The sequence below is a fragment of the Clostridium sp. C8-1-8 genome (assembly GCF_009928445.1).
Taxonomy (GTDB): domain Bacteria; phylum Bacillota; class Clostridia; order Clostridiales; family Clostridiaceae; genus Clostridium_AR.
In genome coordinates, this window is record NZ_JAABNO010000002.1 from 413,604 (window position 1) to 436,768 (window position 23,165).

Below are 23,165 nucleotides of genomic sequence, written 5' to 3' on the forward strand. Positions count from 1 at the left end.
ATATCATGATTTATTTAAATAATAAAAAAGTTCAAATTAAGAAGTTTCCAAATGGTGAATCCTTAATAAATAATGGAGGATTAGTAATAAACAGCTATGATAACGAGATTAAGTTAAAGTTTGAAAGTGATGAAGATATAACACAGCTTATATTTTTAAAAAATCATCTTGATGAACTAAATAAAAAATCTAATCTTATAATACCATATATGCCTTATTCTAGAATGGATAGAACTGAAGGAGTTACGGTTTTTACACTGAAGTATTTATGTAAGCTAATAAATAGCTTGAATTTTGACAAGGTCACTATTTATGAGCCTCATTCTGAGGTTTCAGTAGCTCTTTTAGATAGAGTTAAGGTTATAAATATGTCTCAGGCATTAACTAAGGAGCTATTAAAGGAACTTAATTACGAGGAAAACTTGTATCTAGTGTATCCTGATGCTGGAGCAGCAAAGAGATATGAAAAGCAAATAGATTATAAAAAGGTGCTAACTGCAAATAAAGAGAGAGATTTTAATACTGGATATATTAAGAGTTTAAAGATTAATGGTGAGGTAAAGGACAAGGGATTTAAAGCAGTAATTGTTGATGATCTCTGTTCAAGAGGTGGTACTTTTATATTGACAGCCGAAGCCTTAAAAGAGCTGGGAGCTGCAGAAATATATTTAGTAGTCACTCACTGTGAAGATACCATATTTGAAGGCGACATATTAAAAAGTGATTTAATTACAAAGGTATATACAACAAATAGTATCTTAAGTAAAGGCCATGATAAAATAGAAATTCATGAGATTTAGGAGGAGTAATTTATGAAAAAGTTATTAGTAGTTGTAGATTATCAGAAGGATTTTGTTGATGGAACTTTAGGCTTTGACAAGGCTGTAGAGCTTGAAAAACCTATATATGATAAAGTAGAGCAGTATCTTAAGGAAGGCTCTAAGGTATTATTTACTTATGATACTCATAATGAAAATTATTTAGAAACAAGAGAAGGAAAGAACCTACCTGTTATTCACTGTATAGAAGGTTCAGAAGGACATAAGCTTTATGGAAGCTTGAAAGATTTTGTTGGAAGAGAAAATACCTATCATTATAATAAAGGAAGCTTTGGGTTAAGTCCTTCAGAAATGATAAAGATAACAGAAGCTATAGGTGAGGACATAGATGATATAGAGCTAATTGGAGTAGTTACAAACATGTGCGTTGTAAGTAATGTAGTTACCTTTCAATCACAATATACAAACGCAGATATTAAAGTAGATGGAAGACTTTGTGCAAGCTTTGACGAAGAACTTCATCGTAAGGCACTAGATGTAATTGAGAGTTTACAAGTGAAGGTAATAAGATAAAAACTAATATAATAAAAGGCTTTGCCGGAGTATGAGGGGAGATAACTATGAATCCATTATTGCTTACTGATTTTTATAAAACAATTCACCATATATGTTATGCTGAAGGCATGACAAAGCTTGTAAGTTATTGGACACCAAGAATGTCTAGAAAAGAGAATATGAACAAGGTTGTTATGTTCGGGCTTCAACCGTTCTTAAAGAAATATCTTATTGAATACTTTAATGAAAATTTTTTTCAAGTACCTAAGGAAGATATAGTAGCCGAATATAAGAGAATTATTTCAAGAACCATGGGAAAATTAGCAGCGGATACAAAGCATATAGAAGCTCTTCATGATCTTGGGTATTTACCGATACAGATAAAGGCCATAGAGGAAGGTGAAAGAGTAAATATAAAAACTCCTATGATTGAAATTACCAATACTCATGAGGATTTTGCTTGGTTAGTAAACTATTTAGAGACTTTTATGAGCTGCAATATATGGCAGCCTATGACCAGTGCTACTATAGCTTATAGATATAGAGAAATAGTAGAGGATTATTACAATAAGACCGTAGATAATGGCGAGGTTAAAAGAGCTTGTGGAGATTTTAGTATGAGAGGTTTCAGTTCAATAGAGAGTGCTGAAGCGAGTAGTTCAGGACATTTGCTTTCATTTATAGGAACAGCAACAATTCCAACTATTCCATATTTAGAGAAATACTATAATTGTAATATAGAAGAGGAAGTAGTAGCCTTAGGAACCCCTTCTACAGAGCACAGTGTAATGTGCAGTTACGGAGTAGATGAACTTAAAGCTTATAAGACACTGATAAATGATAAATTTCCAAGTGGAAACCTAAGTATAGTATCAGATACCTACGATTATTGGAATGTAATAACGAATTTACTTCCAAAACTAAAGGAAGATATTTTAAGTAGAGATGGAAAGATAATAATAAGAGGAGACAGCGGTGACCCTGTTAAGATAATATGCGGTGATAAGAATGCCTTAGAAGGTACCCCAGAATATAAGGGGACTGTTGAACTACTCTATGAAATCTTTGGAGGATATGTAAACTCAAAAGGATATAAAGTTTTAAATGATAGGCTTGGAACTATATATGGTGATAGTATAACGGTTGAAAGATGTGAAGACATCTGTAAAGGCTTAGAGGAAAAAGGCTTTGCTGTAAGCAATTGTACTCTAGGTATTGGGTCCTTTACTTATCAGTATAATACAAGAGATACTTTTGGGTTTGCTTTAAAAGCAACTCATGCCATAATAAATGGAGAAGAAAAGTTTATTTTTAAGGCACCTAAGACAGATACAGACAATTTTAAAAAGTCACAGAAAGGAATGTGCTATGTCTTTAGAGATGGACAGGATATTCTTTATAAAGACCAGCTTACTATAGGTGAGCAGGAAAGCTTACCGGATAATATGTTAAAAACAGTTTTTAAAGATGGAATCTTGACCAAAGAATACTCTTTAAATGAAATAAGAAGCAAACTGCATTCAAATAAGTTTTAAATTGTATTCGTAATTTACGAAGATAAGGTTGTTTTAAGTATTATATATGATTAAGGCTCAGTTCTAATAATTTAGGCTGAGCTTTTTTACTGTTAAGACTAATATATAATTCGTTGTTATCTAAACCTAGCAATGTCAAGGCTTTAGAACAGTTATTTAGGGGAAATAGTAAAAAATGAAATTATGGCACCTGTCAGAATTTTTTCATATATGCTTAGAAAAGGCAGATGCACAAAAAGTCACTGAAGAGGGCCGCTTCAGTGCTTTTTTACTATCTAAAATGAAGTGTTTTTAAATGTTAATTTGTCAAATATAGACCTTTTAGCATATTAATAAGTATAAACAATAAACTAGAGAGTATTATATTTTTCTCATACCTAAATTATCATAAATAGATATATATAACAACATAGGACAACTTATTAAGGATATGTAAGTTTTACATGGTATTAGTTGGCATGAAGCTAAATATAAATAATTATCTACTAGTTTAAAAGGTTATTTTCTAAGATAAATAACTTCCTTAATAGATTTTAATAAATAGTTCATAGCATTAGGGTTTCTATTTGGATCTAGGATGGTAGCAATTTATCTCTAAATATAATTTTATGAAGGAGAATTGGTATGCTAAATTCAAAAATCCATTCAGAAAACAAAAGTGAAATATTTGCTAAAGGCTTAAATTTTTATAAGATATTTTGGGTTTTCTTTATAGGTTGTATTTTTGGCGTTGTTGTTGAAACATTGTGGTGTATACTTACACTTCATAGATACGAGAGCAGAAGTGGTCTAATTTATGGGCCCTTCAATCTTGTGTATGGGGTTGGTGCGGTTGCTATAACCTTGAGTTTATATTGGATTCGCAATAGAAGCAATCAATTTATATTTGTAGGAGGCTTTTTTATTGGTGGAGTATATGAGTACCTGTGTAGTTTATTTCAGCAAATTATATTTGGAACAGTATCTTGGGAGTATAGCAAGACTGTATTGAATATTCAAGGTAGAACTAGCCTTCTTTATTGTGTTTTTTGGGGAGGACTTTCACTAATTTGGATTAAAATAATATATCCTAAAATCTCAAATATCATTGAAAAAGTACCTAATAATATGGGAGTTATACTTACTTGGTTTTTAATATTATTTATGCTTCTTGATTCCTCTATCTCTGGAGCGGCAGTTTACAGAGGAACTCAGAGGCATTGTGGAGTTTCAGCATCTAGTCCAGTTGATATATTTTTAGATAAGCATTACCCTGATTCGATGCTAAAGCAAATATATCCTAATATGATGTATGTTAAGGATGGATGTAAGTAAAGAAGAGAAATTTTTAGAATTTTTATCAGATGGGAAAAAGCTTTAAAAATAGATTTGGAATCCTAGGGGTACATCTTTATTAAAGTTAGGTTATGAAAAATCGCCAAGAATATAGCTTAGCGATTTTTTTAATTAAACTCCATTTTGCTTTTTATAATTTCTTATAATCATTCCAGAGCTTTTAAACATATCAAACTTTTTGTAGAAGCTTACCATATCATCGTCACAAAGTAGATCTATCATATAAAAATCTTTTAAGGAATCGAGCATTAATCTAACAAGTTCTGTTCCAATTCCTTTACTTTTATACCTAGGTAATACTTCTAGTAAAGGTATATATGAACATAGAGTATTGTCAGATATAGCATTTATAAAGCCTATGACATTATTGGTAGAAGTATCTATGGCTAGCCAAAAGTAAGAACTATTTTTTAGTATTTTCATATGCTTTTTAGCTGAAGGAGGATTAGGCCAGTCTACAAAGAAACCTTGAATATTATCTTCGTTGACTCCTTCTAATGTAGCAACGTAATTAATCATAGAAAACACTCCCTTCTTCATAGTTTTTAGGATGTAAGTGGTACATCTTTATATAGGCCAAATATGACTCTATCTTCGAAAATACCTGTTTTAAAATTAAAGGATATGTTTTTAAGAAGAAACTCCTTTTTAAAACCTAATTTTTTCACTAAATTCATTGATCTTAGGTTGTCTGGGTGAATAGAGGCCTCTATCTTGTTGAATCCAATTTCATTAAAAGCAAAATTAAGTATTGCTTTTGCACATTCGGTCATTATATTTTGCATTAAGTACTTAGAATTCAGCATATAGCCAATCTCAGCTTTTGAACTAATTAGATCAAAACTATGTAAAGCAATTACTCCAACTATCTTGTCAGAGTTTTTATCAGCAATACACCAGCGGATAAATTTCTTACTAGCATAACCATTAAGAAAAGCAATTATAGTTTTTTTGGCTTGATCAATGTTAGTCATAGCTTCAGATTGTTGATATTGTAGAGAACTAGCATCTGAGTATAATTCATACAAATCGCTGATATCTTTTACGGTAACTTGTCTTAAGATAAATCTTTCTGTTTCTAATTCTGGAAACTCTAAGAATAACGAATGAAAAGTAGTCATACTAAACTCCTTATAAATAAAAAGGTCAATGAGATTATTTTATCATAAGTGAGAAAATTTGTATAAAGGTTTATACTTTTTAATTGAAGCAGTCTATATTTTTAGTGGGACAAATATATAAGCTTTTTTTATGCAATAAGATGATTAATACAGGGATTTATCTTACTTGAAGTTGGAACCCTAGAATAAAAAAATACTAATGAAAAAACTTAGTGTTATTTTCATTAGTATTTTATGTTTTAGAAATTTATAGGCATTTATAGTTTGAATAAAGAAGAGTCTTATTTAGACATTCCCATAAACATTCCTATGAAGTATGGAATAAGCCATACTAACCATACGAATATACTAAATTTGTGAAAAACTTTTTTCTTTTCTACATCATTTTTATATATAACATATGTGGCCCAAATTGCATGAAAGGCCATTAGTAATATTGCTAAGCTACCTGTTAAGCCATGTATGCTCTGGGCAAGTGTTGACTTTGTGGATACAGCTTCACCTCTAGCTATGGATGTCATAAGTGAAGTACCCAAAGTGTCGAAAAGGAAGCCTGTCCAAAATAAAAAAACTTGAGAAAGCTGAAGTAGTTTTGTCTTTCTTTCATATAGTACACCTATAGTATAGAAAAGTAATGCTGCAGTAATTGATACTATAGCAAGGATTAATTTTATATTCATAAATATGCCTCCTTAATTTTGTATAGGAATATTATAAAATATGTCTGTGTCCTAAATGTGTCCTAATATATGTTGTTGCAAATTGTTTGTGGAATTATAAAAGTTTTTGACATAAATAAGAATTAATTATTATATGCATATGTATCAACTTTTATTCATTAAAAGCGTAAAATATATGGACTAGACAGAGAGGAATAGTAAGCTACCTCTATCTACTAGAGGACCTTCATTCAAAAATATGGGAGTAACGTTATATTTTTTTAGAAAGTCTATTATAATATCCCCATATTTATAATTTTTTAAGTTCCCATAAAAAATAAGTTCGTTATTTGAAGTTAAGCCACAAGTACCACCAATAAAACCGTAATCTAAGCCTGGTAGCAAAATATCTCCTGGAGGAATAAGTAATACATCAAAGCCACTTTTAGTCAACTCATCATGTATTTTAATATCTGATGTAATCAAAGCTTTTTCATTTACTATAGCACAGGAGCATTTAGTATAGCCCTGAGAGACTTGTATAGTAGTTTTACCATGTATGCTGAATTTGAGAGCTTCATCAGTATATTTTAAGTTATGTATAAAGTGATTTTTTAAATTTACCGCATTTAATATTATATCTTCAGGATAGTTCTTGGTTAAGATTTTTGAGGAAAGTATATATTTTATGCCTAGTAAATCTAACTGCTTTAAGAAGACTAAGGGAATCTCTCTTTGCACTATTATAGTATTACTATCTAGGATATTTATTTGTATATCAGGATGACCGTTTATGGCGTCATAAAGTTTTTCGCATTTGGGAACTTTAATAACTGATACATTTAAAGCTTTAAGTTTTTGCTCTTCTTCTATGGATATTCGGTAGTCAGCAAAACAATAATTCAAGTTATCACTCCTCTTAATTATAGAAATTTTGTGCATAAGTATATTTTACAAAAAACATAGAATTAAATCTGTTGAAGAAAATTACTTTTAAATAAAATAAAGTGAGTTCAAAGTGTGTTATTCCTAGTAAAGTAAGTGTATCGCAGTATAAAGTAAGATGCAATTGTCGATTTGTGGATGTTTAAATTCTGTATATAGGCGAGATTTTAATACATACTATATTTAAGAAAGGAGTGAGCGGAATGTTATTGCTGAAGCTTGCTTACGAAGGAGAACAATACTTCATAGAAGATATACAGAGTATCAGAAATATTCTAAAAGAAAAAAATATAACTATTGGTATTTCTGAAAGTATAGAGAATAATACTCATTTCGTAAAGATATTTTGTGATGATGATGACTATAACGATAGATTGAAATCTATAATATATTTATATATTAGCAATATATTATACAAAGTTGTAATAGATGTATTTAAAAAACGAGAAATGTTTGAATATCTAACTGACACATATTTTTTTCTAAAGCATGATGAATTACTTGAAGTTGAAGAAGATATTATGAATGTTCTAAATTTGAAAGAGGCCATATCCGATGAAACAAGCATATATTGCATAAATAGGATAAATACTATAATAGAAAATATAAGAGAATGCATAGAAGAAAATGAAGAAATAAATATAAACGGTTTTATAACTTTTAGGATGAAAGAGCTTATAGGCGAGATAGAAAGAGTAATCGACAAGGTTGTTGAAAAGTATATGGTTGAGAAGGAGTATAAAGAGTTTATAAAACTTCTTAAGTACTTCGTCGATATACAGGAAAGTAGAATTGAAGAAGTAAATTTAATCATAGAAAGTAATGGGGAATATAGAATCACCGATAGCTATGGAGCTGATATATTTCAGGATTTTATAAGCGATTTAAGTGAATGTAAGATTGGAAATAATGTGAATGTAGAAGATGTTATAATAAGTGGACTTATAACCAATTCTCCTAATAAGATTGTAATTCATAACAGTAAAATGTGCTTAAATAAAGAGTTTCTGGATACCATAGAAAATGTATTTGGAGAAAGAGTTACCTACTGCAATGAATGTAAAATATGCAATAGAAATAAAATAAAAATTTAATATTGTATTGACATTGATTACTACGGATGATATATTATTTATTGTGTTAAGAAGAAACAGCCGTTTCTCACCTTACAGCAAAGCTAGTAAGGTTATGGATTACTTACTATTTGTTTAGAATGTGGTAATTGAGGGCGGCTTTATGCCGCCCTTTTATTATTTATATAAAGGTGTTCTTATCTACCGGAGGTGAAAAGTATCAATAAAGATTTTTCGATTAATGATGAAATTAGACAAAAAGAATTGAGAGTCATTTCTGATGATGGTAGCCAGTTAGGCGTTATGTCTACAAAAGAAGCTTTAAGGCTAGCTGAGGAAAAAGAACTTGATTTAGTTTTGATTTCGCCTAATGCTAATCCAGCAGTAAGCAGAATTATGGATTATGGAAAATTCATATACGAACAGTCTAAAAAAGAAAAGGAAGCCAAGAAAAAACAAAAAGTTATTAATGTTAAAGAGGTCAGATTTAGCCCTAATATTGAAGAACACGATGTTGAAATCAAAGCAAATAATGCCAAGAAATTTCTTGATGATGGAGACAAGGTTAAAGTTACTATAAGGTTTAGAGGTAGAGAGGCTGACTATGCACATGTAGGATTTAAGATACTTGAAAACTTTTTAGCTAGAGTGTCTGATCTATGTGTTGTTGAAAAGCCTGCTAAACTAGAGGGCAGAAATATGACTATGATTCTGGCTCCTAAAAAAGCATAATCTGAGAGGAGGAAACTATAATGCCAAAAATGAAAACTCATAGAGGTGCAGCAAAGAGATTTAAAAAGACAGGAACAGGAAAGCTAAAGAGAGCTAAAGCTTTCAAGAGCCATATATTAACTAAGAAGAGTTCTAAGAGAAAGAGAAATCTTAGAAAAACTGCTTACGTTTCAACTGCACAAGAAAAAGCAATGAAGAAATTATTACCATATCTATAAGAATACGGAGTAGGAGGTTTGTAATATGGCAAGAGTTAAAAGAGCAGTAAACGCTCGTAAAAATCATAAAAAAGTATTAAAACTTGCAAAAGGTTACTACGGTGGAAAGAGCAAGTTATTTAAGACAGCAAACGAATCAGTGGTTAGAGCATTAAGAAATGCTTATGTTGGTAGAAGATTAAAGAAGAGAGATTACAGAAAACTTTGGATAGCAAGAATAAATGCTGCTACAAGAATAAATGGACTTTCTTATTCAAGATTTATGAACGGAATAAAATTAGCTGGTGTTGATATAAACAGAAAGATGCTTTCTGAAATAGCTATCAATGATGCAAAGGCATTTGCTGATTTAGTTGAATTAGCAAAGAAGCACTTAAACGCTTAGTATAAAAACGCGACTTTATGTCGCGTTTTTTTATTGTCTACAAATACTCTATTAATTCTAAAACAATCATAAAAATATAATGAAAAAGGGCTTTCTTTTTCTTGAATATTACGTTGCCTCACAGAACTTCCAGATATACGTTTAAAAAGGCAGATATGAAAAAATAGACAAAGCTCTATAGCGAAATTTTCATATTACTTTTACAGAAATGTGCTGATAACTCAGGATTACATAGTAGGTGTTATTAGTATTAGCTTTCGCTAGGAATGAAAATAATGTATAATTGATATAAATGCTTATTTAAGTTTAGCTGTAAAACTTGAAACAAATATAAGGGGATAGTAGTTTATATTTAATTTCTTATATTTGCGTATATATAAATACCTTTTTAAGAATAGAGGTGAAAAAGTGCTGAAAAATAACTGGAAAGACAAATTTAAATTTAACGCAGTTCAAACTCTTGCCATAGGTTTTGCATTGGTTATTTTACTTGGTGGAATTTTGCTTAGTTTGCCAATATGCTCGCAAGACGGTTCTGCCACAAGTTTTATTGATAGTGTCTTTACTTCAACAACAGCAGTATGTGTAACAGGGTTGGTAACTGTTGATACTGGTACTCACTGGAATTATATTGGTAAGACAATTATAATGATATTGATACAAATTGGTGGACTTGGATTCATGTCCTTTGCCACACTTTTAGCCATACTTATAGGGAAGAAGATAACGTTAAAAGACAGATTGGTTATGCAGGAAGCTATGAATACTTTCAATATTCAGGGGCTTGTTAAGATGGTTAGATATATAATGGTTTTTACATTTTCAGTAGAAGGCTTGGGAGCGCTTCTTTATTCCACTCAGTTTATTCCCGCTTTTGGGTTTGGCAAGGGAATTTATTTTAGTATATTTCACGCTGTCTCTGCTTTTTGTAATGCTGGTATGGAGTTGTTTGGAGATTATAGAAGTTTGACAATTTATAGTGATAATTCAGTAGTTATTTTGACCACTGCAGCTCTTATAATAATTGGTGGTTTAGGTTTTGCTGTATGGATAGAGATTTATAATTTTAAGGGCATAAAAAAGCTATCTTTTCATACTAAGATGGTTTTAACTATTACATTAATTTTATTAACTACTGGGGCTCTATTGATGTTTATCTTTGAATTTAATAATCCTGGAACCATGAAGGATATGAACTTAAAAGATAAGCTTTTGAATTCCTTTTTTGCATCAGTAACACCTAGAACAGCTGGTTTTAACTCTATTTCCACTGCTGATATGACTGCAGCCGGCAAGCTTCTAACTATAATATTAATGTTCATTGGTGGATCTTCAGGGTCAACTGCAGGAGGAATTAAAACAACTACCTTTGGAGTTCTGGTATTTACTTTGATATCAACAATAAAAGGAAGAGAGGATACAGAAGTCTTTAGAAGAAGAATATCTAAGGAAACTGTATATAAATCCTTTGCTATATTCAGTATCGCTCTAGCGTTGGTGCTCTCGGTTACAATGATATTATCTGTTACTGAAATTTCCCAGCCCTTCGAATATCTGCTTTATGAAGCCACTTCTGCTTTTGGAACAGTAGGTTTGACTTTAGGCTTGACACCTAAATTGAGTATTATTGGGAAAATAGTAATAATATTAACTATGTATTGTGGTAGAGTTGGTCCTTTGACCGTTGCAGTAGCTTTAACAAAAGCTAAGAAAAAGCCAAATTATAAATACCCAGAGGATAAGATATTAGTTGGATAGGAGGAAGGTAGATGAGCAATAAACAGTTTGTTGTGATTGGACTAGGAAGATTTGGTACTTCTGTAGCTAAGACACTTTATGATTTAGGAAATGATGTGCTAGCAATAGATGTAGATGAGGATCTTGTTCAAGATATATCAGATAGTGTAACTCATGCAGTTCAAATGGATGCAACAGATGAGAGTGCCTTAAAGACATTAGGACTAAGAAATTTTGATGTAGCTGTAATTACTATAGGTGAAAATATTCAAGCTAGTGTAATGGTAACACTTTTAGTTAAGGAATTAGGTGTGAAATATATTGTGGCAAAGGGACATAGTGATCTCCATGCCAAAGTTTTATATAAAATAGGAGCAGATAGAGTGGTGCTTCCAGAAAAAGATATGGGAGTGAGAGTAGCGCATAATTTAGTTTCTTCAACTATACTAGATTATATAGATCTGTCGCCAGATTACAGTATAATTGAAATAGAAACACCAAAAGAATGGCACAATAGTAGTATAAGGGATTTAAGCCTTAGAACAAGGTTTGGAATAAATGTTATGGCTATAAAAAAGGAAAATGATATAAATATTACTCCAAATGCAGAGGAGATAATTGAACCAGGTGATATAATCGTAGCCATAGGTTCCACAGAAGATTTAGGGAAATTGGAATCTTTTGTAGCTAGAAAATAATTTAGAGGTGTATGCTGTGCATTTAATAGAAAGTACTGACAACAAACATTTTAAAGAACTAAAGAAATTAAAAGAGAAAAAATATAGAAAACAGTCTGGATTATATATAATCGAAGGGCTAAGATTTGTAGAGGAAGCAATAAAAGCTAATGCAGATATTGAGGAGCTTATAATTGATGATAGCAAGCAAAGCAGATTCGAAGCTGTTTATGAAAGAGTAGATGACAGTAAGATTACTTTTTTGAAGCCCACTTTGTTTAGTCAAGTATGCAGCACTGAGAATCCTCAAGGAATAATGGCTGTAGTTAAAATGAGTAATTGTGGCAATAATATAGAGGGAAGTTTTTATGTTCTTCTAGATAAGCTTCAGGATCCTGGTAACGTAGGAACCATAATAAGAACTGCTCATGCTGCTGCAGTGGATGGAATAATTATAAGAGAAGGAACTGTAGATATATATAATGATAAAACCTTGAGAAGTACCATGGGATCTATATTTTATACCAATATAATAGAAGATAAGAATCTGGAAGTAATAAATCAATTTAAAGAAAATGGCTTTAAACTTCTAGCAAGTTCTTTAGATACAGACTTTAATTATTATGAAGTTGATTTAAATGGTAAGATAATATTGGTGGTTGGAAATGAAGGAAACGGAGTTTCTGAGGAAATATACGAGCTTTGCGACTTAAAAGCAAAGATTCCTATGCCTGGTAATGCTGAGTCTTTAAATGCTTCAGTAGCTGCTTCTATAATGATTTATGAAAAAGTTAGGCAAAACTTGAGCAAATAGTATTGAACTAACATGGATTAATATGTATAATAGGCTATATAATCAAATATGAAAAAACTGTGAATGAGAGAGTAAGAATATTTTAACTTTTCAGGGAGAAGAGATCAAAGACTGTAAGTCTCTTTATTGATATGTATTCTGAAGTTCACTCAGGAGTTCTAACTGTGAAATAAAGTAGTAGTTAGCGGGGAACCGTTATATATATTAAGTGAGTATTTTACTAATTAGGGTGGTACCGCGGAACCTCCGTCCCTTTATAGGGGCGGTTTTTATTTTGCAAAAAAATAACTTTTAGATTTAGGAAGGAGAAAATAACATGAAAGAAAAACTTCTAGAAATCAAGGACAATGCGTTAAAAGTACTTGAAGATGTGAAGAATAGCAGTGATATTGAAAACATTAGAGTTAAAATTCTAGGTAAAAAAGGTGATTTAACAACAATTTTAAGAGGTATGGGTGGCCTTACTGCTGAAGAGAGACCTATTATTGGAAAACTTGCTAATGAAGTAAGAGCAGAGATTGAAAATAGATTAGAGCAAATTTCCAAGGAAATAAAAGATGCAGAGAAAAAGAAAAAGTTAGAAAGTGAAGTTATAGATATCTCTATGCCAGGAAGAAAAAACTTAATAGGTAAGAGACATCCGCTAGATTTGACTTTAGAGCATATGAAGGAAATATTCATATCCATGGGCTTTACTATAGAAGAAGGTCCTGAGATAGAAAAGGATTATTATAACTTCGAAGCTCTTAATATACCTAAGAATCATCCAGCAAGAAGCGAACAAGATACTTTCTATATAAATGATAATCTAGTTTTAAGAACTCAAACTTCTCCAGTACAAATAAGAGTTATGGAGAAACAAAAACCACCTATAAAAATGATATCTCCAGGTAAAGTATTCAGATCTGATGCTGCTGATGCAACACACTCTCCAATATTCTATCAGATGGAGGGCCTAGTTATAGATAAAGGTATAACTTTTGCTGATTTAAAAGGAACTTTAGAGTTATTCGCTAAAAAGATGTTTGGAGAAAATGTTCAAACTAAATTCAGACCTCATCACTTCCCATTCACTGAGCCTTCAGCAGAAATGGATGCTACTTGCTTCGTTTGCGGAGGAGAAGGCTGCAGAGTATGTAAGGGTAGTGGCTGGATAGAACTTTATGGTTGTGGTATGGTGCACCCACAAGTATTAAGAAACTGTGGTATTGATCCAGAAGAGTATAGCGGCTTTGCATTCGGTATGGGTGTAGACAGAATGGTTATGCTTAAGTACGGTATTGATGATATAAGACAACTATACGAAAGTGACATGAGATTTTTAAATCAGTTTTAGGAGGAATTTAATATGAAAGTACCTTATTTATGGTTAAAAGACTATGTGAATATAGATATAGATGCAAAAGAATTGGGTGATAGACTTACTCTATCTGGTTCAAAGGTTGAAGAAGTAATAACTTCAGGGGAAGATATTACTAATGTTGTAACAGGAAAGATACTTAAGATAGAACCACATCCAGATGCTGAAAAGTTAGTAATATGTCAAGTTGAAGTAGGTCAAGAAGAACCAGTTCAAATAGTTACTGGGGCAAAAAACATGAAGGAAAATGATATAGTTCCAGTAGCACTTCATGGCTCAACACTTCCTAATGGCTTAAAGATTAAGAAGGGTAAGCTTAGAGGGATTCCTTCAAATGGAATGATGTGTTCGGAAGAAGAGCTTGGCATAGCTGGAGATGAACCAGTTCATGGGCTTATGATATTACCTGAGACTACACCTCTTGGTAAGGATATAAAGGATGTATTAGGACTAAACAAAGCTGTAATAGACTTTGAAATAACTTCTAATAGACCCGATTGTCTTAGTGTAGTTGGTATAGCTAGAGAAACTGCTGCTACACTTGGAATAGAATACAAGACACCTTCCCTTGAATACAAAGTAACAGGAGAAGGTGATGTAAATGAGCTTGTTAAGGTAGAGATAAAAGATTCTCTATGTAAGAGATATATGGCGAGAGCAGTAAAGAATGTTAAGGTAGAAGCTTCACCAGCTTGGATGCAGGAAAGACTTTTAGAAGCAGGTGTAAGACCTATAAATAATGTGGTAGATATAACTAACTTTGTTATGCTAGAACTTGGTCAGCCAATGCATGCTTATGACAAGAGAGAAGTTAAATCTAACACAATAGTGGTTGAAAGAGCAAAGGAAAACGAAAAGTTTGTTACTCTTGATGAAATTGAAAGAAATCTGGATACAGAAATTCTTTGTATAAAAGATGGAGGAGAAACTATAGGTCTTGCTGGTATAATGGGAGGCCTTCAATCTGGAATAAAAGAAGATACAACTGATATAATTTTTGAAAGTGCTAGCTTTGATGGAACTAATATCCGTGTAAACTCTAAGAAACTTAATCTTAGATCAGAAGCATCTTCAAGATTTGAAAAAGATATAGATCCTAACCTAGCTGCCATTGCATTAGATAGAGCCTGTGCTTTAATAGAGGAATTAAAGGTTGGAGAAATAGTTAATGGAACTATAGATATATACAATGATAAGAAAGAACCTCATACAATGAAGGTTAGTGGAAGCTGGATAAATAGATTCCTAGGTACTACTATTTCAAATGAGGAAATGAAAGAATATCTTGATAGACTAGAGCTTAAAACAACTATAGAAAATGATGATTTAATTATAGCAGTCCCAACTTTTAGAATTGATATTGCTATAAAAGAAGATATAGCAGAAGAAGTTGCTAGAATATATGGTTACAATAAGGTTCCTATGACCGTAATAGGGGCTAACTCTCCTAAGGATGCTAAAAACAAGAAGTTGAAATTAGATGATTTAGTTATAAACACTATGATTTCAAGTGGATTAAATCAATCAATATCTTATTCTTTCGTAAGTCCTAAGGTATTTGATATGATAAACTTACCTCAGGATAGCGACCTTAGAAAAGTTGTAAAGATCAAGAATCCATTAGGTGAAGACTATAGCATAATGAGAACATCTACACTTCCATCTATGCTTGAATGCCTTGGAAGAAATTACTCAAGAAGCAATGAGTTTGCTAGTCTTTTTGAGCTTGGTAAGGTATATATTCCTAAGGAAGATGAAAATCAACTTCCTAATGAGAAAAATATACTTACAATTGGACTTTACGGTAATGTAGACTACCTAGATTTAAAGGGAGTAGTTGAAAATCTTATAGATGTTTTAGGAGTAAAGAACCCATCCTTCAAGAGACAAAGTGAAAATGTAAGCTACCATCCAGGTAAGACTGCTGACTTATACGTAGGTAAAGAAAGAGTTGGAGTTTTAGGAGAAATTCATCCAGATGTAGCTGATAACTACGGTATAGATACTAGTGTTTATGTAGCTGAACTTGATTTAGATGTATTATATTCAAACTCAAATACATTGAAGAAATACAGACCATTACCAAAATATCCAGCGGTAACAAGAGATATCGCTCTTCTAGTAGAGGATGCAATACTAGTTCAAGAAATTGAAGAAACCATAAGAAAAGCTGGCGGTAACTTAGTGGAAACTGTTAAACTATTTGATGTATATAAAGGAAAGCAGATTCCAGAGGGCAAGAAGAGTATAGCTTATGCAATCTCTTATAGAGATGAGAATAAGACCTTAACTGATAATGAAGTTAATAAAGTACATGATAAGATATTACGTTCTTTAGAATACAAGTTAGGTGCTCAATTAAGATAATTAATAGTTAATATAAGAAGCTGGTTCCAGTGAACCAGCTTCTTACTATTTAAGCAAGGTTATAACTTTTTGGCTATCTGATCCTATCAATTTAAAGAGTTTAGAACAGATATTTGGTATAAACAGTAAAAAGATAAATCTTATTTCCTTGCCTTAAGTTCTTAGAATAGGTTCAAAAAAGGTAGATGGATAAAAAAATAACTAGCAGCTACAATAATAATTTAAATATTATTAAAACTATCAAATAAAACTTTGAAATCATATGCTTATATATGTTAACATAAAGTTAAGAGATTGAATGCTAAGAGGTGTTATAATGGCTTCCGTAACTGTAAAGATAAATGGGATTGAATATAATCTAAAAGGAAAAGATGATGAACAGTATCTAAATTATATTGCTAATTATGTTGATGACAAGGTAAAAGAGATTCTTGGTAAAAATGTTAAGTTAAGCTCCTTAGCTGCTACAGTTCTCGCTGCTATAAATATATCAGATGAGCTTTTTAAGGTTAACAATGATTTTAATGATCTATTAGATAACTTTGAAAAAATACAAAAAGAGAATGACGAATTAAAAGAACAGATTAATAAAATATCTGAAAAAGCTAATTATACGCAAGAAGAAGAACTAAAATTAGTAAAAGATATATCAAGATTAGAAGAAGAAAAAGATATTCTAGTGCGACAAACTATTACTTTAAAAGAAGAAAATGATGATTTGAAAATAGCAAACATTAAATTTGAAGAAGAAAATAAAAGCTTATTAGAGGCCTTAAATACTAAGGAAGAAGAGCTTAGAAATATAGAGAGTATGCAAACTAATAAAGAAGCTGAGGATTTATCAGAGCAAATTCTAGAACTTGAGGATGCCTCTAAGAAATTGTTAGAAGAGAATAACTTTTTAAAGAAAACTAATAAAGAAACAAGATTTGAGTTGCAGAGTGTTAAATATAAGGTTTTGGATTTAGAGAAAAAGTATTTAGACAGCCAATTTCAATTGGCAACTGAAAAGAAAAAGAGAGAGGCTTTTTTAAAAGATAATAAATAGACTAGCTATATAACATTTACTATACTTGGAAACTTACTTGCATGACAAGTAAGTTATTTTTCTGTTATAATATAAAGTATGCTTAAAAGTATTGGTTTAATAGCAGATATTAAGTTTTAGAATGGTAGTTAGGATATATAAATTGTATTTATGAACTTACAACAAAGCATAGATAATATTAAGATGATATTACTTCATTTTATCGAATATTTTAAGATAAAATTCATTGTTACTACTATGAAAAAATATTAATTTGGATACGGAGTATATATCTATAGGAGAGATGGACTAATGAATAATATAGAGCTTTTAGCACCAGCAGGAAGCAAAGAGAGTTTATACGCTGCAATAAATAAAGGAGCAGATGCAGTATATTTAGGTGGAAGTAAGTTTTCAGCTAGAGCATATGCATCTAATTTTGATGATGTGCAGCTTGAAGAAGTGTTGGATTATGCACATCTATATGGTGTTAAGGTTTATATAACTATAAATACATTGATAAAAGAGAATGAGTTAAAAGAAGCTTTAGATTACATAGATTTCTTATATGGAATAGGTGTAGACGGACTTATAATACAAGATTTAGGTGTGTTTAACGAAGCTAGAAAAAGATATAAGGATATTGAACTTCACGGATCTACTCAAATGACCGTACACAATGGAGATGGAGCACTTTTCTTCAAAGAAAATGGATTCAAAAGAATTGTGCTATCTAGAGAGTTATCTTTAAAAGAAATTGAACATATCTCTAAAGAGCTTGACATAGAAACTGAGATTTTTGTGCATGGAGCTTTATGTGTATGCTATTCAGGGCAGTGCTTGATGAGTAGTATGATTGGAGGAAGAAGCGGTAATAGAGGAAGATGTGCTCAATCCTGCAGGCTTCCATACAATATTATAAGACTGCGTGATGATGTTAAAAAAGAAGGATATTTACTAAGTCCAAAGGATATGTGTACAATAGAAGATGTGGAACAAATTGTTAGTACAGGTACTACTTCTCTAAAAATAGAGGGAAGGATGAAAAGACCTGAGTATGTTGCTGGAGTTGTAGAGTCCTATAGGACTGCAATAGATACTATAGAAGATAAAAGCACTAGGTTCAATGTTAAAGCTTCTAAGGATACCCTTATGCAATTATTTAACAGAGAAGGTTTTTCTAAAGCCTATTTATATAAAAATGAAGGCAAGGATATGATGGCCTTTAAAAATCCTAAGAATACTGGTGTATATATTGGGTCTGTTAATAATAAAGGTGAGGTTTTACTTGAAAAGGATATTATGCTAGGAGATGGCATAAGCAGTGGCAAAGAAGGCTTTACTGTTAGTAAAATACTTCAGGGCAATAATAGCTTAGATAAGGCGTCAAAGGGGATGGCAGTAAAACTTTTGCCTGCTAAGTATAGAAATAACGATAAATTATACAAAACTTTAGATATAGCACTAATGGAACAATACAAGCCATCTTATATGAGTCCTTACGAAAATAAAATAGAACTTGAAGCATATATGATTTTTAAAGTTGGAGAGCCTTTAAAGGTTAGTGTAGATTATAATGGAAAGTTCTATGAGATGGAAGGAGAGGTAGTGCAAGCTGCAGTTAAGAAACCTTTAGCTGTGGAAAAGGTTGAAGAGAATATGATGAAGTCTGGAGAGACTCCTTATAAGATAAATTCTATCAAATTTTTAAAGTTTGAAGAAGGTTTTGTACCTGTAGCTGCTATTAATTCGTTAAGAAGGCAAGTAATAGAAGCTATAGAAGAGAATGAAGTTAGTAAACATAAGAGAAAAGTAGATATTCCTAATTTGGACATTGCTGACCAAAATAGTAGAAGTACTAACGAATTTAATGGAGTCTTATATATAGTTAGAACAAAAGAACAGCTAAAGGCTGTCCTTGATAAAAACTGCGACAATTACGGTATAGATGTATTCGGAAAGAGCTTAAATTCCTTCAAAGAGGATGATTTGAAAAATATAGACTTATCAAAGGTTTATTTGAAAATTCCTAATATAATCAAAGAGGAATACAATTATGTGTGTAGTGTCATTGATAAGTATATTGATAGAATAAAAGGAATTATAACTGCTAATGCAGGAATTATATATAGATATAATAGAAAAACTAGCATTATCGGAGACTATAAGCTTAATGTGTTTAACAGCAAAGCAGCAGAATTCTATAAGGAATTTATGGATGTAGTTCCAACAAGTGTAGAGCTAAATAAAAGTGAGATGACTTCTATAACTAAAGGAAGAAAGGCTTCGTACCAAGCCTTGATTTATGGAAGAGTAGAGATGATGGTTAGCGAGTACTGTCCAATAGGAAGTACCTTTGGACAAAAAACATCAAACAGCAACTGTAACCAAAGCTGTGTGAAGGATGATTTCCTTTTAGAAGATAGAATGAAAGAAAGGTTTGTTGTGACTACAGATAGGTTCTGTAGATCTCATATATATAATAGCGTGCCTATTAACCTTATAGATGAGATAGAGAGAATGGAGCAGGTTGGAATAACAAGCTTTAGGGTTGATTTTATTGATGAAGACTATAGTGAGGTTAGTCGTATAATTTCAATCATTAATAAAGAAGAAAAAGATGATAAAAGTAATAATTATACTAAGGGGCATTATAAAAGAGGAGTAGAATAAAGGAGAAAATTTTATGAACGAAAAAGCGTTAAGAGTTCTAGAATTTAATAAGGTAAAAGAAGAGATAAAAAGATATGCACTTACAGGTGCTTCAAAAGATACTATAGATGAACTAGTTCCATATGGTAATATTCATGAGGTAAAGGAACATCTTCAAGAAACTAAGGAAGCACTTTTTTTACTTATGAAAAAAGGAGCACCTCCTTTTGAAGGTTTGTATGATGTAAGGGAAGCTGTTACAAGAGCTGAAAAGGGAGGTACATTGAATCCAGGTCAGCTTTTAAGAATAGGAAACATGGTGAGATGTGCCAGAAGATTTATAGATTTCATAAAAAGAAAAGATGAAGAGGAAGTTTATAATATACTAGAGGATATATGTGCTGGGCTTACTCCAATAAGGAAACTGGAAGATTCTATCTTCAATGCTATAATAGGCGAAGAAGAAATATCAGATAAGGCTAGTCAAACTCTTTATAATATAAGAAGATCTTTAAAAGACAAGAATTCTTCAGTTAGAGACAAGGTTAATTCTATAATAAGAGAAAATTCTAAGTTCTTACAGGATAACCTCTATACCATGAGAGGAGATAGATATGTAATTCCTGTAAAGTCTGAGCACAAGGGATCGGTTCCAGGACTTATCCATGATCAAAGTTCCACTGGTGCAACTTTATTTATAGAGCCAATGAGCTTAGTAAAGATAAATAACGAAATCAAGGAGCTTATGCTTAAGGAAAAGGCTGAGATTGAGAGAATACTTCAAGAGTTATCAGGCTATGTTTATGATGAAATCATAGCAGTAAAAAATAATGCTAATATACTAAATGAATTGGATTTTATATTTGCAAAGGCTAAATATGCTAGTGCTATTGAAGGTATTTGTCCTGCGGTTAATGGTAATGGAATAGTGGATTTAGTTCAGGCTAAACACCCGCTTATAGATCCTAAAAAGGTTGTATCTTCTGATATCTACTTGGGAAGAGAGTTTACAAGCCTTGTTATAACAGGACCTAATACAGGTGGTAAAACAGTAACTTTAAAGACTGTAGGTCTTCTACATGTGATGGCTATGAGTGGAATATTAATTCCTGCAAGGGAAAACTCTGCTGTAAGCTTTTTTAGAGAAATTTATGCAGACATAGGTGATGAACAAAGTATAGAACAAAGTCTATCTACATTTTCTTCACATATGACAAATATAGTTTCCATAATGGAAGAAGCAGATAATGAATCTCTTATATTATTTGATGAATTAGGAGCTGGTACTGATCCAACTGAAGGTGCAGCCCTTGCAGTAGCTATTCTAGAAACTCTTAGAAATAGAAATTGTAAGATAGTAGCTACTACGCATTACAGTGAGCTTAAAGGATATGCTTTAAGAACTATAGGGGTAGAAAATGCTTCGGTGGAATTTGATGTAGAAACTTTGAGACCAACCTATAAGCTTTTAATAGGTATACCAGGTAAATCTAATGCCTTTGAGATTTCCAGAAGGCTTGGTCTTAATGATGAGGTAATAGAAAAATCTAAAGAACTTATTTCTAGCGAATCTCTTAAATTTGAAGATTTGATACAAAGTCTTCAGGAAAAGAGCATGAAGGCTGAGAGAGATGCTAGAGAAGCAGAGATGCTCAAGCTTGAAGCTAGGAAGTTAAGAGAAAAGTATGATGTTAAGCTTGAGAATCTAGAAAAGACGAGAGAAAATGCTTTCGGTGAAGCTAGAAGAGAAGCTAAGCAGATTCTTAGGGAAGCAAAGGAAGAAGCTGATCAAATTCTTAAAAACATGAGAGAGCTTGAGAGGCTAGGCTATGATTCTGATGCTAGAAGAAAGCTTGAGGCACAGAGAAGTAAGTTAAAAGATAAATTAGATAAAACTGAGAGTGTAATAAATAAGGCTGAAAAGGATAATGGCGAGACTATAGAAAATGTTAAGCCTGGGATGGAAGCGTTCTTACCTTCTTTAAATCAAAAGGTAGTAATACTTACAATGCCAGATTCTAGAGGTGATGTACAGGTAGAGGCTGGTATAATGAAAATAAATGTTAAGTTAAAGGATCTTAGAAAGTCTAAAGAAACAAAGGAAGTAAAGCAAAAGACTAGAAGAGAAGTAAACTTGAACACAAAGTCTGTATCTAGCTCAGTAGATCTTAGAGGATTAGATGCTGAGGAGGCATGCTATAATGCTGATAAGTACCTAGACGAAGCATATCTTGGAGGTCTTGGAGAGGTGTCTTTAATCCATGGTAAGGGTACAGGAATACTTAGAAAAAGCATAAATGATATGCTTAAGAATCATCCTCATGTTAAGTCTTACAGATTAGGAGAATATGGAGAGGGCGGAACTGGAGTAACAGTAGTTCAACTTAAGTAGGTGGATAAGTATGATATTAATAAGTGCATGCTTATGCGGATGTAACTGCAAGTATAATGGCGGTAATAACTACAATGAAAAAGTTAAAAAGCTTTATGACGAAGGAAATGCAATACTAGTTTGTCCAGAAGAAATGTCTGGACTCAGTACTCCTAGAGAACCTGTGGAAATACAAAATGGTACAGGTCTTGACGTCTTGGAGGGAAGAGCTAAAGTTTTATCGGCACAAGGTACTGATGTTACTGAAAAGTTTATAAATGGCGCAAATAAAATTTTAGATATAGCATTAAAAAATAATGTGAATAAGGCAATATTAAAAGCTAAAAGCCCTTCCTGCGGAACTGGGAAAATATATGATGGTACATTTACAGGAACTCTTAAAGAAGGTAATGGGGTAACTGCTGAGCTTTTAAAAGCAAATAAAATTGAAGTGCTTAATGAAGAAGATTATATATAGAAGTGCCATTTAAAAATTAAATATATAAATTAATAAAGTACAGTTAATATTTAAATGTAATTTGGGGGAGACGTGGAACTGTAATATCTATTCATATGAACAGCCATGCTACTTCAATCTATAGCTTAAAAATGAATTAATATGGCTACATAGCTGTAATATAAAAAAATCACTGAAGAAAATCGCTTCAGTGATTTTTACTGTAAATAGAAGTATAGAGTTTTATTAGCTGAGCGTAAGAATTAAAAAGGATTAGAACAGCTTTTTAGAATGTACAGTAAAAGAAAAATTATTCGCCTGCCAGAATTTCTTCACATACGTTCAGAAAAGGCAGATGCGCAAAAA

General features: G+C 31.8%; 21 protein-coding genes and 2 other annotated features. Of the genes, 17 read left to right on the forward strand and 4 right to left on the reverse strand.

What is annotated here, in order from left to right; genetic code table 11:
• The first annotated feature begins 5 nt into the window (after nucleotides 1-5).
• The 4 genes from prs (at nucleotide 6) to GXK57_RS03650 (ending at nucleotide 4,183) form a co-directional block, all read left to right on the forward strand.
• Nucleotides 6-800 (forward strand): ribose-phosphate diphosphokinase, encoded by a 795-nt coding sequence (gene prs / locus GXK57_RS03635; RefSeq protein ID WP_160671539.1) that lies wholly within the window; start codon nucleotides 6-8, stop codon nucleotides 798-800.
• Between the two features lie 12 nt (nucleotides 801-812).
• On the forward strand, nucleotides 813-1,352 hold the full coding sequence (locus GXK57_RS03640; protein WP_160671542.1) for an isochorismatase family cysteine hydrolase: 540 nt from the start codon (nucleotides 813-815) through the stop codon (nucleotides 1,350-1,352).
• 47 nt (nucleotides 1,353-1,399) lie between these two features.
• A complete protein-coding gene (locus GXK57_RS03645) occupies nucleotides 1,400-2,869 on the forward strand; it encodes a nicotinate phosphoribosyltransferase (RefSeq protein WP_160671545.1) in 1,470 nt (489 codons plus the stop codon).
• 624 nt (nucleotides 2,870-3,493) lie between these two features.
• Nucleotides 3,494-4,183, forward strand: coding sequence for a putative ABC transporter permease (locus GXK57_RS03650; protein ID WP_160671548.1), 690 nt, complete (start codon nucleotides 3,494-3,496; stop codon nucleotides 4,181-4,183).
• 132 nt (nucleotides 4,184-4,315) lie between these two features.
• Here GXK57_RS03650 and GXK57_RS03655 read toward each other — a convergent pair whose 3' ends face one another.
• The 4 genes from GXK57_RS03655 to GXK57_RS03670 all read right to left on the reverse strand — a co-directional run bounded on the left by GXK57_RS03655 (nucleotide 4,316) and on the right by GXK57_RS03670 (nucleotide 6,890).
• Nucleotides 4,316-4,723: a GNAT family N-acetyltransferase gene (locus GXK57_RS03655; protein WP_202127664.1), complete on the reverse strand. Its 408-nt coding sequence runs from the start codon at nucleotides 4,721-4,723 to the stop codon at nucleotides 4,316-4,318.
• Nucleotides 4,724-4,749: 26 nt separating this feature from the next.
• On the reverse strand, nucleotides 4,750-5,325 hold the full coding sequence (locus GXK57_RS03660; protein WP_160671551.1) for a GNAT family N-acetyltransferase: 576 nt from the start codon (nucleotides 5,323-5,325) through the stop codon (nucleotides 4,750-4,752).
• A gap of 281 nt (nucleotides 5,326-5,606) precedes the next feature.
• Nucleotides 5,607-6,005 carry an HsmA family protein gene (locus tag GXK57_RS03665; protein WP_160671553.1) on the reverse strand — a complete coding sequence of 133 codons (399 nt, stop codon included), beginning with the start codon at nucleotides 6,003-6,005 and terminating at the stop codon, nucleotides 5,607-5,609.
• A gap of 180 nt (nucleotides 6,006-6,185) precedes the next feature.
• Complete coding sequence (locus tag GXK57_RS03670) at nucleotides 6,186-6,890, reverse strand: DUF6873 family GME fold protein (RefSeq protein ID WP_202127665.1); 705 nt, start codon at nucleotides 6,888-6,890, stop codon at nucleotides 6,186-6,188.
• A gap of 242 nt (nucleotides 6,891-7,132) precedes the next feature.
• Here GXK57_RS03670 and ytxC point away from each other — a divergent pair, with 242 nt between their 5' ends.
• From ytxC to GXK57_RS03735, 13 genes are all read left to right on the forward strand, one after another.
• A complete protein-coding gene (gene ytxC, locus GXK57_RS03675) occupies nucleotides 7,133-8,023 on the forward strand; it encodes a putative sporulation protein YtxC (RefSeq protein WP_160671559.1) in 891 nt (296 codons plus the stop codon).
• Between the two features lie 42 nt (nucleotides 8,024-8,065).
• Nucleotides 8,066-8,186 (forward strand) — a sequence feature (ribosomal protein L20 leader region).
• Between the two features lie 26 nt (nucleotides 8,187-8,212).
• Nucleotides 8,213-8,734 carry a translation initiation factor IF-3 gene (gene infC, locus GXK57_RS03680; protein WP_128212787.1) on the forward strand — a complete coding sequence of 174 codons (522 nt, stop codon included), beginning with the start codon at nucleotides 8,213-8,215 and terminating at the stop codon, nucleotides 8,732-8,734.
• Between the two features lie 20 nt (nucleotides 8,735-8,754).
• Nucleotides 8,755-8,952, forward strand: a complete 198-nt coding sequence (gene rpmI / locus GXK57_RS03685) for a 50S ribosomal protein L35 (protein ID WP_128212788.1) — start codon at nucleotides 8,755-8,757, stop codon at nucleotides 8,950-8,952.
• Between the two features lie 25 nt (nucleotides 8,953-8,977).
• Nucleotides 8,978-9,337 (forward strand): 50S ribosomal protein L20, encoded by a 360-nt coding sequence (rplT, locus tag GXK57_RS03690; RefSeq protein ID WP_128212789.1) that lies wholly within the window; start codon nucleotides 8,978-8,980, stop codon nucleotides 9,335-9,337.
• Between the two features lie 411 nt (nucleotides 9,338-9,748).
• Complete coding sequence (locus tag GXK57_RS03695; protein ID WP_160671634.1) at nucleotides 9,749-11,095, forward strand: TrkH family potassium uptake protein; 1,347 nt, start codon at nucleotides 9,749-9,751, stop codon at nucleotides 11,093-11,095.
• A gap of 11 nt (nucleotides 11,096-11,106) precedes the next feature.
• Nucleotides 11,107-11,772, forward strand: a complete 666-nt coding sequence (locus tag GXK57_RS03700) for a TrkA family potassium uptake protein (RefSeq protein WP_160671562.1) — start codon at nucleotides 11,107-11,109, stop codon at nucleotides 11,770-11,772.
• A gap of 16 nt (nucleotides 11,773-11,788) precedes the next feature.
• A complete protein-coding gene (locus tag GXK57_RS03705) occupies nucleotides 11,789-12,565 on the forward strand; it encodes an RNA methyltransferase (protein WP_160671565.1) in 777 nt (258 codons plus the stop codon).
• Nucleotides 12,566-12,615: 50 nt separating this feature from the next.
• Nucleotides 12,616-12,822: a binding site (T-box leader), on the forward strand.
• 59 nt (nucleotides 12,823-12,881) lie between these two features.
• Nucleotides 12,882-13,901, forward strand: coding sequence for a phenylalanine--tRNA ligase subunit alpha (pheS, locus tag GXK57_RS03710; protein WP_160671568.1), 1,020 nt, complete (start codon nucleotides 12,882-12,884; stop codon nucleotides 13,899-13,901).
• A 12-nt stretch (nucleotides 13,902-13,913) separates the two neighbouring features.
• A complete protein-coding gene (gene pheT / locus GXK57_RS03715) occupies nucleotides 13,914-16,292 on the forward strand; it encodes a phenylalanine--tRNA ligase subunit beta (RefSeq protein WP_160671571.1) in 2,379 nt (792 codons plus the stop codon).
• A gap of 316 nt (nucleotides 16,293-16,608) precedes the next feature.
• Nucleotides 16,609-17,340 carry a cell division protein ZapA gene (gene zapA, locus GXK57_RS03720; protein ID WP_160671574.1) on the forward strand — a complete coding sequence of 244 codons (732 nt, stop codon included), beginning with the start codon at nucleotides 16,609-16,611 and terminating at the stop codon, nucleotides 17,338-17,340.
• Nucleotides 17,341-17,631: 291 nt separating this feature from the next.
• Nucleotides 17,632-19,992: a U32 family peptidase gene (locus GXK57_RS03725; protein WP_160671577.1), complete on the forward strand. Its 2,361-nt coding sequence runs from the start codon at nucleotides 17,632-17,634 to the stop codon at nucleotides 19,990-19,992.
• A gap of 13 nt (nucleotides 19,993-20,005) precedes the next feature.
• Nucleotides 20,006-22,363 (forward strand): endonuclease MutS2, encoded by a 2,358-nt coding sequence (locus GXK57_RS03730; protein WP_160671580.1) that lies wholly within the window; start codon nucleotides 20,006-20,008, stop codon nucleotides 22,361-22,363.
• Between the two features lie 10 nt (nucleotides 22,364-22,373).
• Nucleotides 22,374-22,820: a DUF523 domain-containing protein gene (locus tag GXK57_RS03735; protein ID WP_160671583.1), complete on the forward strand. Its 447-nt coding sequence runs from the start codon at nucleotides 22,374-22,376 to the stop codon at nucleotides 22,818-22,820.
• Nucleotides 22,821-23,165 lie beyond the last annotated feature (345 nt).